Raw genomic sequence first — 16,305 nt, forward strand, 5'->3', positions numbered from 1 at the left:
AGAGAAGGACGCCACCTCCGCGATAGGCTCGCGGGGTGGCGTCCTTCTCTTTCGGCACCGGCAATGCGGCCAAGCTGCTCCGGATCCCGTTGTATGCCGTCGGACGCATCGGTACGCTCCTCGTCCCGCGCGGGCGACGATGGGTCTTCGGCTGCGGCGCGGGGATCGGCGACGGCGCGCTCGCTCTGCAGCGGCACGCCTCGGCACTCGGACACGACACCCTGTGGCTCACGGCCTCCGAACGAGAAGACGGTGATGCGACCGCTCTCGGCATCCCTTTCGTGCGCAAGAGCGGCGTGCGCGGGTGGTGGGCGACGGCCAGAGCAGGCGTGATCGTCGTCACGCACGGCCTCGGCGACGTCAATCGCTATGCCGATGGCGGTGCGTTCGTGGTGCAGCTCTGGCACGGTATCCCGTTGAAGCGCATCGGGCTGGACTCGCCGGCGACGACGCAGGTCCCCGATATCCCCGGCGCACGCGTGCTGCGTGGAATCGTCGCCGTCCTGTACCGGGCCGCTGCGCAGCGGATCCGTGTGCTCCCCGCCGCCTCGCACCGGGCACGTGGGCGGCTGGAGTCGGCGTTCGGTCTCGGCGACGACCGTGTGGTGGTGACGGGCGAACCTCGCGTCGACGTCCTCTCGGCACGTACCGACGCGGAACGTCGCACGCACGCGTCCGACGTCCTGCGGGACGCGGTCGGCGAGATCGACGAGGCCGCCCGCACGATCCTGTACGCGCCGACCTGGCGGGACGGGGCCCCGGATCCCGCGGTGCCGACGGCGGCGGAGTGGATCCTGATCCTCCGCCTGCTCGAGGAGCAGAACGCGATCCTGCTGGTGCGCTCCCACCCCCTGGGAGCCGGCGGCTACGCACCCCCGCTGCCCAGCAGACGAGTGCGGCCGCTGGGCGCCGCCGTCCTCTCCGATGTGACGCCGGCACTCGCCGCGGTGGACGTCCTGATCACCGACTACTCATCGCTCGCGTACGACGTGGGGCTGCTGGGCATGCCGGTCCTGTTCCTCGCACCGGACGCGCGAGAGTACGCGCGCACGCGCGGTTTCTACGGGCGGTTCGAAGATGTCGCTGGTACCGATGCGGCCGCCGATTGGGCAGCAGTGCTCGCACAGCTCGAGCCACTGCTCTCCGACCGCCACGCGTATGAAGGAGCGTCCCGCAGATCCGCTACGCTCAGCGCGACGATGCACGCGCATCGGGACGGACGCAACACGGATCGCGTGTACCAGGCGATCCGCGCTCGGGGATCCCCGCGCCGAAGGGAGCAGCATGACAACGGCCCGCATCGATGACGCAGCGGAGGCGCTGGTCATCGCAGGGACCGGCCAGCGACCTGCTGATGCCGCATTGATCGGCCCGCGTGCGCGTGTCGAAGCCCGCATCAGCGGAGGCGGCAAGACGTGGAAGGCGACGTTCCCGCTCCAGGCGTCGCGCTGGGGCGGACCCTCGCTTCCGCTGCCGGCGGGGAGTACGAACTGCGGATCGCGGATGCCGACATCGAGGGGATCCGCATCGACCCCGTGGTGCTCACCGGGGTGCGCATCGCCGTCCACGGCGGCAGCGTCCGCATCGCGCCTCCGATCGACCCGGTGTACGAGACCGCAGAAGGACGCTCGACCCTGGAGGAGAGGTACGTCGCGCAGGCGGGCGGAACCGAGAACGCGGTGTTCTTCGAGAGCTTCTACGGACGCAGCGTGGGGTGCAACCCCCGTGCGATCGACCGTGAGCTCGCGGTCAGAGCACCCGACGTGCGCCGCTACTGGAGCGTCGTCGACCTGTCGGTCGAGGTGCCGGAGGGTGCCATCGCCGTCGTCGAGGGCACCCCGCAGTGGTGGCATGCCAGGGGAGCGGCGCGCCTTCTCGTGGTCAACGACTGGCTCCGTCGTCGCTTCGCCCGCAAGCCGGGACAGAAGGTCTTGCAGACCTGGCACGGCACCCCGCTCAAGAGGCTCGCCCTGCACCGCCCGGGGTTCGATCCTCGGCGGATGGCCGCGGTCGTGAAGGAGTCTCGGCGCTGGGATGTCCTCCTCGCTCAGAACACATACTCCGAGCGCATTCTTCGGAAGGCATACGCCTTCTTCGGGCGGCCGATCTGGGTGGAGGGCTACCCGAGGAACGACGTGCTCGCCACCGAGGACCGCACAGCGGTCCGCACCGCCCTGGGCATCCGCGCCGATGAGCGGGTGCTGCTGTATGCGCCGACCTGGCGGGACGACCGGTCGGAGATGGTCGACTTCGTCGATCCCGAGCTTCTGGCGCAGCAGGCCGACGCCGTCGTCCTCGTGCGCGGACACTCCCGGACCCTCGAGCAGGGACGAGATCGCTCCGGCGCGCGCGTCATCGACGTGACCGGGTACCCCGAGACCGCCAGGCTCCTGCTCGCGGCCGATGCTCTGATCACCGACTACTCCTCGGTGATGTTCGACTTCAGCGTCACGGGCAAGCCGATGTACTTCCTCGTACCGGACCTCGATCACTACCGCGGGCAGCTGCGTGGCTTCTACTTCGATCTCGCCGAACGCGCGCCGGGACCTCTGGTCCGAACGCAGGAGGAGCTCGCGGCGGCTCTGGCGGACACGGATCACGATGCGGCGTTCGCCGGACGGTACGCGGCCTGGCGCCGGCAGTTCAACACTCGCGACGACGGCCATGCCGCGGCGCGCGTCGTCGATCGGATCCTCGACCTGGGTTTCGTCACGCCCTGACGGCACGAAACGTCAGGTCAGGGGAGCGGCGTGTTGCGTGTGCCCAGCCGCGAGGCGTCGACGGTGTCCCGCGCGCCGCGGAGCACTCCGCCGAGGAATCCGAGACCCCAGGAGAGATGCATCGTCGGGAGCACCAGCAGGGTCCATGATCGCTGTCGCACACCGCCGCCTCCTGGCGCGAGGGCGACCCCGAGCACCAGCAGCAGGTAGAGCGCCAGCGGCACGCCGACCACGAGCGACGCGATCATCGAGGCCACGCCGCTGACGACGCCCGTGAGCTGGAGCACGGCGAGAACGACAGCGAGCGCGACCACAAGGACGAGGGCGGGCGGGGCGAAGTAGCGGATCCCGTTCCGACGGCCGTATCGGCGCACCAGCTCGCCGCGCCACGCTCCGGTCGCACGGAACTGCCGTGCCAGTCGCAGCCAGCTCTCGCGCGGCCAGTAGGTGACCGACAGTTCGGGGTCGAACCACACGCGGTGCCCAGCCTGGCGGATGCGGAGGTTGAGCTCCCAGTCTTCACCGCGCCGGATCGACTCGTCGAAGAGGCCGACCTCTTCGAGAACCTCTCGGCGCATCACACCGAGGTACGCCGATTCGGCCTCACCCTCCTGCGAGCCCCCATGGTAGGCGCCTCCGCCGAGTCCGACGGGGGAGTTGTACAGCCGGGCGACGACTTCTGGAACGGCGTGCGACCCTCGGCGTGCATGACGCCCCCGACGTTGGCCGAGGCGGTGCGTTCGAGAGTCCGGAGTGCGCGTGCGGCATAGCCGGGGAGAGTTCGGAGTGGGCATCGACGCGGACGATCGTGTCGTAGCGGCTCGCACGGATCGCCGCGTTCAGTCCTACCGGGATGTGCGCGGCCGGATTGTCGACGAGGCGGATCCTCTTCTCCGTCGAGGCGAGTCGTCGCGCGAGTTCCGTCGTGCCGTCGGTGGACGGACCGAGCGCGAGGACGAGCTCGGTGGGCACGTCGACGTCCTGAGCGAGCACGGATTCGATCGCGTGCTGGAGGTAGGCGCGTTCGTTGAGCACCGGCATCACGAAAGAGACCCCGGGCAGGGGCGCTGCGGTTTCATCGGCTGGCACATGACGATCATGTCACGGCGGCTCTCCCGGTTCCTGACCAGGCGCGGCGGATCGTTCCACAGCCGCAGGAGGGCGGCGCGACGACGAACTATTCTGGAGGGATGGGTGCACTGTCTGACGCGAAGAAGGCGTACCGTCTGCTGAAGCGGGCGCTCGCCTCCCGCACCGCCGTGCAGCGCGTACGACGGCGGCTCTCCGAGCGGGAGCCGTACCCGACCGACCACTTCAAGGTCGCGGTGTACTTCGCCGACGGCGCCGTGAACATGTACCAGATGCGGCAGTGGTACCGCCCGCTCGCCGACCTCGCGACACGCTGGCCCGTCGTGGTGCTCTCACGGCAGGCGACCGGCACCGAGAAGCTGCTCGACGAGGCATCGCCGCCCGTCGCGTTCGTACCGAAGATCCGCGACCTCGAGCGGTTCATCGCCACCCAGGACATCCGCGTCGTCCTGTACGTCAACCAGAACACCCGGAACTTCCAGATGTTCCGTTACGGGCGACGGTGGCACGTGTTCATCAATCACGGCGAGTCCGACAAGATGTACATGACGACGAACCAGTACAAGGCGTATGACTACGCCCTCGTGGCCGGACAGGCGGCGCGCGACCGTCTCTCGCGCACGCTGTGGGACTACGACGTCGACCGGCGCACGATCGAGATCGGACGTCCGCAGGCGGACCACTATTCGGGAACGCTGCCCTACGCTCCGGATGACCGCACCGTGGTGCTCTATGCGCCCACCTGGGAGGGCGACCGGCCCAGCGCCCACTACGGGTCCATCGCCACCCATGGGGAGACACTCGTCACCCGTCTCCTGGCCACGGGTGCTCATCGCGTGATCTACCGCCCGCATCCGCGCAGCGGGGTCATCGACGAGGCGTACGGCGCCGCCCACAGGAGGATCCTCGCGGCGATCAGCGCCGCGAACGCCGCGGACCCGAGCGCGCAGCACATCTACGACCACGGGCCCGAGCTCGGCTGGCAGCTCACCGCCGCCGACGTCGCGGTCGTCGACATCTCGGCCATGGTCTACGACCGGCTGGCCGCGGGGAAGCCCCTGATGATCACCAGGCCGACAGACGAACGTGCCTCGATCGACACGAACGGTTACCTGGCGGACTGCGAGTGGTTGACCGCGGATGCGGCGGCCGACATCGTCGCCGAGGTCGAGCGCGTGCGCGGAGACGAAGCGGCGATCGCACGGTTGCGGATGTGGGTGCAGCACTACTTCGGCGACACGACACAGGGCGTCGCGACCGAGAAGTTCCACGCGGCGATCGACGAGCTCATGCAGGAGTGGGAGAAATGGCAGGCGCATGAGGTCGGCGCGATCCGCGAAGACGAGGACGACGATGACGAGGAAGCCGATGATGAAGAGGTGTGAGCGTGCCGTTCCCGCTGGCGAGTGAGGTCGCGCCCCGCGTGGAGTCCGTCGCTCGGACCGGCTCGACGAACGCCGACCTGCGCGCACACGCCGCCGACGCCATCGGCTGGCCGCACCTCTCGACCCTGGTGACACGCGATCAGACTGCGGGACGCGGGCGTCTCGACCGCACGTGGGTGGCCCCGGAGGGTTCGGCGATCGCCGTCTCCGTCCTGCTCCGCGAACTCCCCGACGAGCCGGCGGCCCGCGGATGGCTCCCGCTCGCAGCGGGTGTCGCGATGTGCGACGCCATCGCCGCCCAGCTCCCGGAGCACGAGGTGGCGGTGAAATGGCCGAACGACGTCCTCGTCGACGGACGCAAGATCTGCGGCATCCTCGCCGAGGCGACCGCGGATGCGGTGATCATCGGGGCCGGTGTGAACACGGCGATGACCTCTGCGCAGCTCCCGGTGCCGACAGCGACGTCGTTCGGCGCTCTCGGGGTCGCCGCCGACGACGACCGGCTGCTGGCCGCCTACCTGCGGCTGCTCGACGCTCTGGTGTCCGAGCTCAACGCGACAGGGGGCGCACTGCAGAGCGGGCTGCACTCTGCGGCGACCGCGCGGTGCGCGACGCTCGGGCAGGCCGTCCGCGTGTCGATGCCCGGCGGGCACGTGGTGGAGGGCACAGCCGCGGCACTCGACGCCGACGGGCGCCTGGTGGTCACCGCAGGGGGAGCAGCACGCGATCTCTGCGGGCGATGTGGTGCACGTGCGTCCGGCGGGAAGCTGACACGCCGCTCCACAGACGGCGATGTCGCAGATCACAGGCACAATGGTGGGGTGACCCAGCCCGTGACTCTCGGTGGGCGGCCTCTGATGCCGCCGCCCGGCACACCTCCGAGGAGCTCTTGATCGCGCGCTTCCGCAGTCACGCCCGGCGGCTGTTCTGGTCGGCACTCGTGCTCATCGCGACATTCGGCGCGACGGCGTACTTCTACGGCAACCTGCCTGCGGGGTTCGAGGACTGGATGCTGCTCGCTGCGGCGGGCGTGCTGGTCGTCGTCGCCGTCGTGGTGCCCTTCATCGTCTGGTATTCGCGGAGCACCACCGTGACGACGAGGCGCGTCATCGCGCACAACGGCATCGGAGCGCGCCGACGCCGCGAGATGTCTCATGCCAGGGGATACACGATCGCCGTGCGTCGCGGCCCGTTGCAGCGCATGTGGGGCTCCGGCACGATCACGCTCTCGAACGGCGTGGACGCCCCACTGCGGCTCGCCAACGTCCCGAACGTGACCCTGGTGCACGAGACTCTCGCCGACCAGATCGAGGTCGGGCAGATCCTTGCGCACCGCGACGCGCAGGCCATCGGAGACGACCCCGCCGAGCGGTGAGCGCCGTTCGTCCGACGCCGCTGCGTACCTGCGGTCGTCCGGAGTGTGTCACATCCGTCCGCAGCGGTGCGGGAGAATGGGTGCAGACGAAGGGAGACGGCACATGGCGTTGCGTGTTGGCGTGATCGGCGGAGGACAACTGGCCCGGATGATGATCGCCCCGGCGGTCGAACTCGGACTCGAACTGCGGGTGCTCGCAGAAGACGAGGGGATGTCCGCGGGCTTGGCGGCCACAGCGGTCGGTGACTACCGCGACCTCGAGGCGGTGCGCGCGTTCGCCGCCGACGTCGATGTCGTCACCTTCGATCATGAGCACGTGCCGCAGTCCGTGCTGCGCGCGCTCGTGGCCGACGGAGTCGTCGTGCATCCCGGACCGGATGCGCTCCAGTTCGCGCAGGACAAGCTGGTGATGCGTGCACGCCTCGCCGAACTCGGGGTCCCGCAGCCCGAATGGGCGGCGGTGCGCAGTGTCGCCGAGCTGCAGGAGTTCCTCGACGCGCACGCGGGAGCGGGTGTCGTGAAGACCCCGCGTGGGGGATACGACGGCAAGGGCGTCCGCGTGGTCCGTGCGGCGGAGGAGGCGCAGGATTGGCTCGATGCGCTCGCCGACGACGACGCGCTCCTCGTGGAGGAACTCGTGCCCTTCGTGCGGGAACTCGCCCAGCAGGTGGCGCGTCGCCCCCACGGAGAGATGGTCGCGTACCCGGTCGTCGAGACCGTGCAGCGCGACGGTGTCTGCGCGGGAGGTCATCGCGCCCGCACCGGCCGCAGGAGAACGTCTCGTGCAGGTCGCGGACGAGATCGGCCGCACGATCGCCGAAGGCCTCGGCGTCACGGGCATGCTCGCCGTCGAGCTCTTCGAGACCGTGGATGAGCGCATCCTCGTCAACGAGCTGGCGATGCGCCCGCACAACAGCGGGCACTGGAGCCAGGACGGCGCCGTCACGGGGCAGTTCGAACAGCATCTGCGCGCCGTCGCCGACCTCCCGTTGGGCAGCCCAGAGCCTCGCGCGGCGTGGTCGGTGATGGTGAACATCCTCGGCGGCCCCGCTGAGGGCACGCTCGAGGAGCGATTCAGCGCTGCCATGGCGGAGCACCCGCAGGCGAAGATCCACACGTACGGGAAGGCGCCGCGTCCGGGCCGTAAGGTCGGCCATGTGAACGTGGCGGAGGACGACCTCGACGACGCCGTGTACGTCGCGCGCGCCGCCGCCGCGCATTTCGCATGATCCGTGAGGTCGTCGCTGCGTCGATCGTGGGGAGACATGCGCCTCAAGACGCGTGCCGTTCGGGGTTTCTCACAGCGGCAGACCGTAGCCTGATCTGGTGACCGAGCCACTGCATTCCTCCGCCGCTCCTCTGGTCGGCGTCGTCATGGGATCCGATTCCGATTGGCGTGTCATGAGCGATGCGTCCCAGGCGCTCACGGACTTCGGGATCCCGCATGAGGTCGAAGTCGTCTCGGCGCATCGCACGCCGGACAAGCTCATGTCCTACGCGCGGGAAGCGCGGTCTCGCGGCATCCGCGTCATCATCGCCGGCGCCGGGGGAGCAGCGCACCTTCCCGGCATGCTCGCCTCGATGACTCCGCTGCCCGTCGTCGGGGTGCCGGTCCCGCTCGCCTATCTCGACGGCATGGACTCCCTGTTGTCGATCGTCCAGATGCCCGCGGGGATCCCGGTGGCGACCGTGTCGATCGCGGGCGCTCGTAATGCGGGACTCCTGGCCGCGCGGATCCTGGGTACGGCGGACGAGGACCTCGCCGACCGGGTGGAGGCGTATGCGCTCGATCTCGAGGCCCAGGTCGAAGAGAAGAATGATCGGCTGAAGGGTTCGCTGTGACCCTTGCGCCTCCGCGCGCACCACAGCGCCCGCTGATCGAGACTCGGCCGTTGCGGTACCCGGACGTCGCCGACGGCGGGACGATGGTGAAGCGCGGCTGGTGGCTCGTCGCGCTGAACCTCCTGCTGCCCGGCTCCGCGCAGGTGCTCGCTGGCAACCGTCGACTCGGCCGTTTCGGTCTCGGTGCGACGGTGACCGCATGGGTGCTCGTGATCGTGGCCGCAGGACTGGCCTTCTTCGCGCGGCCGGTGCTGCTGTGGATCACGATCGGGGGCGGGTTCTTCTCCGCCGCGATCCTCACCGTCGTGCAGGTGGTCCTCGTCGGCTACATCGTGCTCTGGATCGTGCTGACGTTCGATGCCCTCCGTCTGGTCCGGCTCGTCAAGGTCCCTGGCGCATCCCGCCTCGCGATCCCCGTGGTCGCTCTGGTGCTGCTCGGCCTCGTGGGCGGCGGGACCGCCTATGCGGCCACCGCCGTTGGGTCGGTGCGGAGCACGATCGGCGCGATCTTCGGGCAGAGCGGCCCGAGCGTCGAACCCAGCGACGGCTACTACAACATCCTGCTGCTCGGAGCGGACAGCGGCGACGGGCGAGACTCCATGCGCTTCGACAGCATCTCGGTCGTCTCCGTCAACGCCGACACCGGGGCGGTGACCATCACGGGTATCCCGCGAGAGCTTCCGAACGCGCCCTTCAGCGACGGCAGCCCCATGCAGGAGCTCTACCCGAACGGTTTCGAGGGGCACCAGTCGTCGTCGTGCGGATGGAACGGCTGGATGAACCATGTCCGCAACGCCGCGGAGGTATGCCGGGAGGACGGCGGAGCGGGACTCTATCCCGACGCCGAGGCGAACGGCTCCGAGCCGGGCATCGAAGCCACGAAGGATGCGGCGGAGGGGGTTCTCGGCATCGAGATCCCGTACTACGTGTTCGTCGACATGCACGGCTTCGCGGAACTGGTGGATGCTCTCGGTGGAGTCGAGATCGACGTCACGGAGCGCCTTCCGAAGGGCGGGCCGCCGGAGGGATGGACCGGTACCGACGTCAACGAGTGGGCGATCGGCTGGATCGAGCCCGGCAAGCAGCGGATGAACGGCGACACCGCGCAGTGGTACGCCCGCTCGCGGTACACGACCAGCGACTGGGACCGCATGAAGCGGCAGCGCGAGCTGCAGGAGGCGATCCTCGCCCAGTTCACTCCGCAGACGGTGCTGACGCGGTTCAACGAGGTGGCGGCAGCCGGCACGGCGTTGATCAGCACGGACCTTCCCTCGGACAAGCTGCCCGAGTTCTTCGATCTGATGCTCAAGGCGAAGGAGCAGCAGGTGATCACGATCGAGCTCACACCGGATTTCGGCGTGGATGAGCATCAGCCCGACTACGACTTCATCCACACCATGATCCAGCAGTCGTTGCATCCGCCGACGGAGTCCCCGACTCCTACGCCGTGACGACCGGGGGCGTCGTCCTCGCCACCCGGCCGCACTCTTCCCGGGCGCGCCAGAGCCCACGACCGTCACCTTCGGGTGATGACGAGTCGTGGGCTGCCGGTGAAGTCCACCGGATGCACCAGACGACGGTGATCGGAGGGGGAGGGATCACCGTCGTCCAGTCGACCACCGCACGAGGCGGCAGCCGGACCTAGGCGCGCTTGCGGCGAGATACTCCGACGGCGACGAGGGCACCACCGGCGACGAGCGCCGCAGCGCCGCCACCGAGGACCCACGGCGACACGCTTCCGCCCGTGAGCGCCAGTTCGAACCCGTCTCCGGTGAGGGGCAGCTCGGCTCCTGCAGGAGCGACGCCGGGGTCGTGGTCGCAGGAGGAAGCGGCATCGTGGCCATGCGACACCGCCACCGTCGCGGTGTAGGAGCGCGAGCCTCCGAAGGCGACGGCGTAAGAGCCCTCACCGTCGGACGGCGGGCGGAACGTGAGCGTCATGCTCCCGTCGGTCGCGGCCGTGTTTCCGGAGACGGCGGCGTTGCCGGCGTTCAGGCCGGAGACCGAGACGTTCACGTTCTCGGACGGCAGGAAGTACCCGGATCCGAACACGATGGTCGAGACCTCGCAGGTGTCGATGATCGGGTCGCTGACCTTGACGCCGGGAGGCGACGGGTACGAGTCGGACGACGCGGTCGGAACAGACGTCGGCGCCGCGGTTGCGACGGCAGGCGCGACGAGTACGAGCGCGCCAGCGGTAAGGCTGATGGCAGCCAGTTTCTTCAGCATGATCTCTCCCCAGAATTTCACGCGGAATCGCCTCCGGATACACCCCTGCATCCGACTGCGTGAAGCCTCCCTGCCCCCACGGCAGGATTGCAGACTCCAATATATTCCCCAGTGAGTCGACAGTACCCTATCGGACGTCGAATGTCACGAAGCGCAGGTGAGGGTTTCTCTGGGCGTGTCCGGCGCCTCGATCAGGGGGGTGTGCAGCACCTCGGTGAGCCGCTCTCCGGCGCCCGTTCCCTGGAACTCGACCGTCACGGTGGTCGACTCGCCGGGAGCGAGCGACACCTCGTGTTGGATCACGGAACGATCCTCGAGCACGGCCGTCTGCACTCCGGGCTCCTTCCCGTCCTGGTCGACGTGCGACGGCGTGGCGCCGGCGGGACCGTAGATCGCGATCAGCGTGCGTGTCGAGCCTGCGGGCACGCCGTAGAAGCCGTCGGCGGTGACGTAGGCCGGCAGCGAGGTGGCCGCATCGGCGGGAGCGGTGTTCGTCCACGTCACGCGGACCTGCGTGGTGGGGAGCCCTGACACGTGCCGATCGCTGTCGCGATGGTCGCGCGCGTGTAGAAGTCCATCTTCCCGCCGGTGCTGTCGTTCATCAGCACGCCCACGTACGTGCCGTCGGGTCCGTCCTTCGGGATGGTGCCGCCCAGCGCGGAGGACGCGAGCAGCGATTCCTCTTCGTCATGGGCGCTCCAGATGCGGATCCGCCCCTCGGCGGCGGAGTCGGCCAGCGCGCCGAGGAGCGCCTTCGGGTTCCCGCCCGACAGTGCGGCGTTGAACAGCGCGCCCGCCGCCTGCGCGAAGATCTCGTCCTGGACCGCGGGGTCGGGAACCGCGGCGTAGATCTCGGACAGGAGGATGTCGGTCACGTTCTCGGGCGTCGCGGTGAAAGGGCCGAACGTCAGGTCTCCCGTGACGGCCATGAGGTGCTTCGCGACGACCGCATCCACCGCGATGACGCCGTCGACGGTGCCGCCGAAGCGTCCCGTCCAGCGTGCGGCGATCGTCTCGCCGGCCTCGGCAAAGTCCGGGATGCTGGTGATGTTCTGCAGGTACCTCCCCGGGCGGTCCTCGAACAGCGCGATCGTGGATTCGCTCAGCGGCAGTGATGTGTCCAGCGGTGGGAAGTCGCGCGTCGACGCCTGCGTCTGGAGAGAGATCCTGCCGTTCTCGGCATGCAGGAGAGCGATGGAGCCGACGATGCCTCCCGAGGAACGCAGCTCCGCATTGTTCTGCATCGCCAGCACGTAGTTCCGTGGCCCTTCGCCCCCGAGCATCGTCGGCAGCAGCACCGCAGCGCCGTGCAGAGAACCGACGGCGGTCGCCGCTTGCGTGACGGCAGTGCGCAGTTGTCCGATCGCCTCGGCGAGCGGCGGGAGTGTGGCATCCGCGTCGATCCGCCTGGCTTGCACCTGGGCGGCGCTGAGCGCGGTGCTGGCGGTCCCGAGCGGCTGCTCGATCGCCGCGAAAGGTGCGAGATCGATCGCACCTCCGCTGAACCCGAGGCTTGCGAGGTCGAGGCCGCTCGCCACGTCGAGAAGGGGCGCGAGGGCATCGGTCGACACGTCATCGGCGATGTCGGCGATCTCGCTCACGGCGCGGAAGTTCGGCCCGAGCAGCGGCACCACCCCGAACGCCTGCCACACGAAGTCCGAGGTGAGGTCATCGGCGGATGCCGCGTTGCGGGCGATGCTCCGAGCGATCGGCTCTGCTCCGTCGAGGTCGCCGCTCGCGATCGACTCCTTGAGCTGCGTGGCGCCCTTCGCGACCTGCTGGAGGTCGTTCACCGCGCCGATGCCGCGCACCGTCACCCAGCCGATCGCGATGACGAGGAGCGCCAACAGTACGCCGACGGTCCACCCGATCCATCGGCGCCGGACGGGAAGTCGACCATCGCTCACCCGAGCATTCAAGCATGAACCCCTGAGCCGGTGGGGGGTCGAATCTGTGGGAACGCTGACATTCACGCGGCGCGGGCGTCGTGCTCCACGGGGGAACGGCGCGGCGAGGATAGCCTGATCCCATGGGTGCTCGGCTGCGTGTGGTTCTTGATCAGCTGGTGCATGTCGTCGATGCCGATCAGGCCGCCGCATCCCTCGATCTCACGCTCGGACTCGTGGCGACGTCGCCTTCCGGATGCACGGTGGACGCGATCGTGACGGCGGGCGCCGAGGTGCCGATCGGCGGTGTGAGCGACGTGCGCACCCTCGCCCTCGCGCGTCGGGAGCTGGCGACATCGTGGCAGCTCGGAATCGCGCCGGGAGTGGGTGGAGGGCTGATCCATTCACCGACGCTCATGGCGCCGCTCGTGCGTCACGACCGCGTGCACGACAACGACCAGACCACGGTCACGCTGTGGGATCTGCGGGCGTGGGACGCACCCGAGACGCTCTCAAAGGCCAGGTCGCGTGGCAGCGGGGCATGCTCCGTCGTGCTGTGAAGCATGCCGACGCGGTGGTCGTGCCGTCGCACGCGGTCGCGGAACGGCTCTCCGAACTCGCGCGACTCGGCGATCGGGTCCGCGTCATCGCCGGTGCGCCTCCCCAGGGCTACGCCGCGCCACCTGACGCCGCTGAGCGCCGCGCCGCGGCGTCGCTCCCGGAACGGTACGTGGTGGTCGGCGGATCCCCGGCGACGCTGGCAGAGGGGTTCCGAGGAGCGATGGCGGCGGGTGTCGATGCCGTCGTGCTCGACGCCCCCGAGGGCGCGGAACCCCACTATGCGGAGATCGCATCCGCAGCCGGGCTGCCGGAGCGGCGTGCGCACATCCGGGGCGCATCGGGTGCGCAAGAGCGCGCGGCGGTTCTGGCGGGGGCCGCGGCCTACGTCGCCACCAGTGCGACAGCAGGATGGCCGTGGCGGGCGGTCGAAGCCATGGCGCTCGGACTCCCGGTGGTGGCCGTCGACAGCGGTTCGCATCGTGACGTCATCGCAGACGGAGGAATGCTGGTGCCGGCGGCGGAACTCGCTGAGGCCGTCGCGGACGCCACGGCGGGCGGCGCGGAGCGGCTGCGCGTGCTCGCAGCCGACCGGTCGCGGGCCTTCTCCTGGGCGAGTTCGGCGGAGCGCCTCTGGGGGCTGCACGCCGACCTCTGATCTGCTGGGAGCTACCTGCGCATACGCGCGACACGCGGGAATGTTGCGACGTAACCGGGGCAACAGTGGCATCATCCTGCAACTTCCGTCACACTGGTCACATGTCTCGACGTGCCCCACGCTCGCGAAACACCATGAGGACCTCCCGACTCCTCACCTGTTTCCTCGCTGTCTCTGCCCTGGTTCTCGGCACGGTCGTCCCCGCCGCCGCCGCGCAAGCCTCCGTCTCCGCGCCCGTCGCCCGCATGGCGGGCGCCTCCACCGATCCCGCCGCGACGGGGATCGCGAAGAGCACTCTCGTCGGCTTCACTCCGGGCAACATCATCAGCGACGCCGTGTTCACCAACAAGAACACGATGACCGAGGCGCAGATCCAGACCTTCTTCAACAGCAAGGTGTCGAAGTGCCAGGGCGGCCGCGACGAGAACAACGAGGCGATCGTCTGCCTCAAGGACTTTCGGATGAACACGGTCACCCGCCCGGCGGATCAGTACTGCACGGGGTACACGGGGGCAGCGAACGAGTCAGCGGCGCGCATCATCTACCGTGTCTCGCAAGCCTGCAACATCAACCCGCAGGTGCTCATCGTGATGCTCCAGAAGGAGCAGGGCCTCGTCACCCACATCTGGCCCAGCGCCTGGCGCTACAGGATCGCCCTGGGGCAGGGGTGCCCCGACACCGCGCCGTGCGATCCGAACTACATCGGCTTCTTCCACCAGATCTACGGCGCTGCGCGTCAGATGCAGATCTACATGGAAGGGAAGTGGTTCCAGTGGTATGCGCCGGGGAAGACCTGGAACATCCTCTACAACCCGAACGCCTCCTGCGGCTCCGCACCGGTCCGCGTCGCGAACAAGGCGACGTCGGCGCTGTACTACTACACGCCCTACCAGCCCAACGCTGCGGCGCTCCGGGCGGGCTACGGCACGGGAGACGGCTGCTCGGCATACGGCAACCGGAACTTCTACAACTACTTCACGGACTGGTTCGGCTCCACGCAGGGCACACCGGCGACCGCGCCTCCGGTGATCTCGGCGGCCAACACCTCGAGCTACGTCGTCGGGGCGGATGCCGCGGGGACGGTGTGGGCGTATCCGTTCGCGAAGAAGGCCTGGGGCACCCGCGTGCAGATGGCGACGGGACTCGGCACCGTCAAGGCGTTCTTCGGGGTCGGCGACCTCACCGGCGACGGCAATCGCGACTTCCTCTCCGTCGACGCGAGCGGTCAGCCGTCCGCACTCTACGGCGACGGGACGACGAAGCTGAGCGCGCCGACACGACTGGGCGGCAACTGGTCGGGCACGGTCCTCGTGGTGCCCGCGGGAGACTTCAACGGCGACGGACTTCCCGACGTCTTCACGACGGACGCATCCGGAGCGCTCTATCTGCGTGCGGGCGATGGCAGGGGCGGGTTCGGTGCGGCCAAGCTCATCGGAAGCGGCTGGAGCTCCATGAGCATGCTCGTCGGAGGACTCGACATGAACGGCGACGGTCGTTCCGACCTGATCGCGCGCGACTCCACCGGTCGACTGCTCCTCTATCAGGGCGACGGTCGCGGCGGTTGGGGGCCACGCTCGCAGATCGGCAGCGGCTGGTCGGGGATGACCTCCGTCTTCAGCCCCGGTGACTTCACCGGCAACGGGACGCCCGATCTCCTCGCGCACACGGCAGACGGCGTGCTGATGGCCTATGAAGGACGCTCCACCTCGTTCGTCGCCGGCGTGGGAACGGTGGGTTCCGGATGGCAGAACCTGTCGGTCAAGTCGTCGGCCGGACCTGCGGTGACGAGACCGCGCGCGCTGCCCGCCGGATTCGGCGACGTGGACGGCGCCGGAGGCAACGACGTCGTGGCACTCACGAACAAGGGCGAGCTCCGGTTGTACGGCGGTTCCGGCACCGGCACCTGGCGTTCCTCCAGCGTTCTCGCGACGGGATGGGGCGCCACGGACAGGATCGTCTCGCTCGGCGATTTCTCCGGCGACGGCCGTGCCGATCTCGGGCGCATCGACGGCGACGGGATCTTCTCGCTCCTGCCGGCCACGGGCAGCGGATTCGGAAAGGCCGTGCGCATCGGCCACGGGTGGGGATCCTTCGTCCACATCGTCGGCGGCGTGGACTTCGACGGCGACCGCAAAGTGGATGTGATCGCGGTCAACGCGGATGGGACGATGATGCTGTATCGCGGCAACGGCAGCGGCGGCTTCCAGGGCGACGGCGTGCAGATCGGGAAGGGCTGGGGCGTGGTGGACCTGTTGATCAACGCCGGCGACTTCACCGGGGACGGCCGAAGCGACCTGCTGGCACGCACGTCGGACGGCGCCCTCCGCCTCTACCCGACGACCGGCGCCGGCGGGTTCGGCGCGATGGTCCAGATCGGCAAGGGCTGGGGCGGGATGAAGCAGCTCGTCGGCCCCGGGGACTTCAACGGCGACGGTTCGACGGATGTCCTCGCCATCCGCCAGGACGGTGCGATGTTCTTCTATGCCGGCAACGGCAAGGGCGGATGGGGTGCGAGCGCTCAGATCGGGTCGGGCTGGCAGAGCATCTCGAGTCTCGGTTGAGC

General features: G+C 69.1%; 13 protein-coding genes and 2 pseudogenes. 11 read left to right on the forward strand and 4 right to left on the reverse strand.

Annotation, left to right across the window (positions count from 1 at the left end; genetic code table 11):
• Positions 1-35 precede the first annotated feature (35 nt).
• Positions 36-1,307, forward strand: coding sequence for a CDP-glycerol glycerophosphotransferase family protein (locus tag G4G29_RS07410; protein ID WP_183152340.1), 1,272 nt, complete (start codon positions 36-38; stop codon positions 1,305-1,307).
• Positions 1,308-1,415: 108 nt separating this feature from the next.
• Positions 1,416-2,720: a CDP-glycerol glycerophosphotransferase family protein gene (locus G4G29_RS07415; protein ID WP_345941165.1), complete on the forward strand. Its 1,305-nt coding sequence runs from the start codon at positions 1,416-1,418 to the stop codon at positions 2,718-2,720.
• Positions 2,721-2,737: 17 nt separating this feature from the next.
• Here the strand turns inward: G4G29_RS07415 and G4G29_RS07420 are convergent.
• Positions 2,738-3,761 (reverse strand): annotated as a pseudogene (locus G4G29_RS07420) (glycosyltransferase).
• Between the two features lie 149 nt (positions 3,762-3,910).
• Here G4G29_RS07420 and G4G29_RS07425 point away from each other — a divergent pair.
• From G4G29_RS07425 to G4G29_RS07450, 6 genes and pseudogenes are all read left to right on the forward strand, one after another.
• Positions 3,911-5,194: a CDP-glycerol glycerophosphotransferase family protein gene (locus G4G29_RS07425; protein ID WP_183152341.1), complete on the forward strand. Its 1,284-nt coding sequence runs from the start codon at positions 3,911-3,913 to the stop codon at positions 5,192-5,194.
• Positions 5,191-6,087, forward strand: coding sequence for a biotin--[acetyl-CoA-carboxylase] ligase (locus G4G29_RS07430; RefSeq protein ID WP_345941166.1), 897 nt, complete (start codon positions 5,191-5,193; stop codon positions 6,085-6,087). The genes G4G29_RS07425 and G4G29_RS07430 overlap by 4 nt, the downstream gene beginning before the upstream one ends.
• Positions 6,084-6,569, forward strand: a complete 486-nt coding sequence (locus tag G4G29_RS07435) for a PH domain-containing protein (protein WP_244632503.1) — start codon at positions 6,084-6,086, stop codon at positions 6,567-6,569. Before G4G29_RS07430 ends, G4G29_RS07435 begins: the two co-directional genes overlap by 4 nt.
• A gap of 103 nt (positions 6,570-6,672) precedes the next feature.
• Positions 6,673-7,798 (forward strand): annotated as a pseudogene (locus tag G4G29_RS07440) (5-(carboxyamino)imidazole ribonucleotide synthase).
• 145 nt (positions 7,799-7,943) lie between these two features.
• Positions 7,944-8,411, forward strand: coding sequence for a 5-(carboxyamino)imidazole ribonucleotide mutase (purE, locus tag G4G29_RS07445; RefSeq protein ID WP_183152778.1), 468 nt, complete (start codon positions 7,944-7,946; stop codon positions 8,409-8,411).
• Positions 8,408-9,862: an LCP family protein gene (locus G4G29_RS07450; protein WP_183152342.1), complete on the forward strand. Its 1,455-nt coding sequence runs from the start codon at positions 8,408-8,410 to the stop codon at positions 9,860-9,862. The genes purE and G4G29_RS07450 overlap by 4 nt, the downstream gene beginning before the upstream one ends.
• Positions 9,863-10,052: 190 nt before the next feature.
• On the opposite strand, the gene G4G29_RS07455 is transcribed toward G4G29_RS07450, so the two are convergent.
• The 3 genes from G4G29_RS07455 to G4G29_RS07460 all read right to left on the reverse strand — a co-directional run bounded on the left by G4G29_RS07455 (position 10,053) and on the right by G4G29_RS07460 (position 12,547).
• Entirely contained in the window at positions 10,053-10,661 is a 609-nt protein-coding gene (locus tag G4G29_RS07455; RefSeq protein ID WP_244632504.1) for a hypothetical protein, read from the reverse strand.
• Between the two features lie 123 nt (positions 10,662-10,784).
• Positions 10,785-11,174 (reverse strand): hypothetical protein, encoded by a 390-nt coding sequence (locus tag G4G29_RS21660; RefSeq protein ID WP_244632505.1) that lies wholly within the window; start codon positions 11,172-11,174, stop codon positions 10,785-10,787.
• Positions 11,141-12,547: a DUF4012 domain-containing protein gene (locus tag G4G29_RS07460; protein WP_244632506.1), complete on the reverse strand. Its 1,407-nt coding sequence runs from the start codon at positions 12,545-12,547 to the stop codon at positions 11,141-11,143. Before G4G29_RS07460 ends, G4G29_RS21660 begins: the two co-directional genes overlap by 34 nt.
• A 122-nt stretch (positions 12,548-12,669) precedes the next feature.
• Here G4G29_RS07460 and G4G29_RS21665 point away from each other — a divergent pair, with 122 nt between their 5' ends.
• The 3 genes from G4G29_RS21665 (at position 12,670) to G4G29_RS07470 (ending at position 16,303) form a co-directional block, all read left to right on the forward strand.
• A complete protein-coding gene (locus G4G29_RS21665; protein WP_244632507.1) occupies positions 12,670-13,086 on the forward strand; it encodes a hypothetical protein in 417 nt (138 codons plus the stop codon).
• The gene (locus tag G4G29_RS21670; RefSeq protein ID WP_244632508.1) at positions 13,068-13,742 is read left to right on the forward strand and encodes a glycosyltransferase; all 675 of its coding nucleotides are present in this window, start codon (positions 13,068-13,070) and stop codon (positions 13,740-13,742) included. Before G4G29_RS21665 ends, G4G29_RS21670 begins: the two co-directional genes overlap by 19 nt.
• A gap of 134 nt (positions 13,743-13,876) precedes the next feature.
• The gene (locus G4G29_RS07470) at positions 13,877-16,303 is read left to right on the forward strand and encodes a VCBS repeat-containing protein (protein WP_183152344.1); all 2,427 of its coding nucleotides are present in this window, start codon (positions 13,877-13,879) and stop codon (positions 16,301-16,303) included.
• The last annotated feature ends 2 nt before the right edge of the window (positions 16,304-16,305 follow it).

Source organism: Microbacterium sp. Se63.02b (genome assembly GCF_014171575.1).
In the GTDB taxonomy this organism is placed as follows: Bacteria; Actinomycetota; Actinomycetes; order Actinomycetales; family Microbacteriaceae; genus Microbacterium.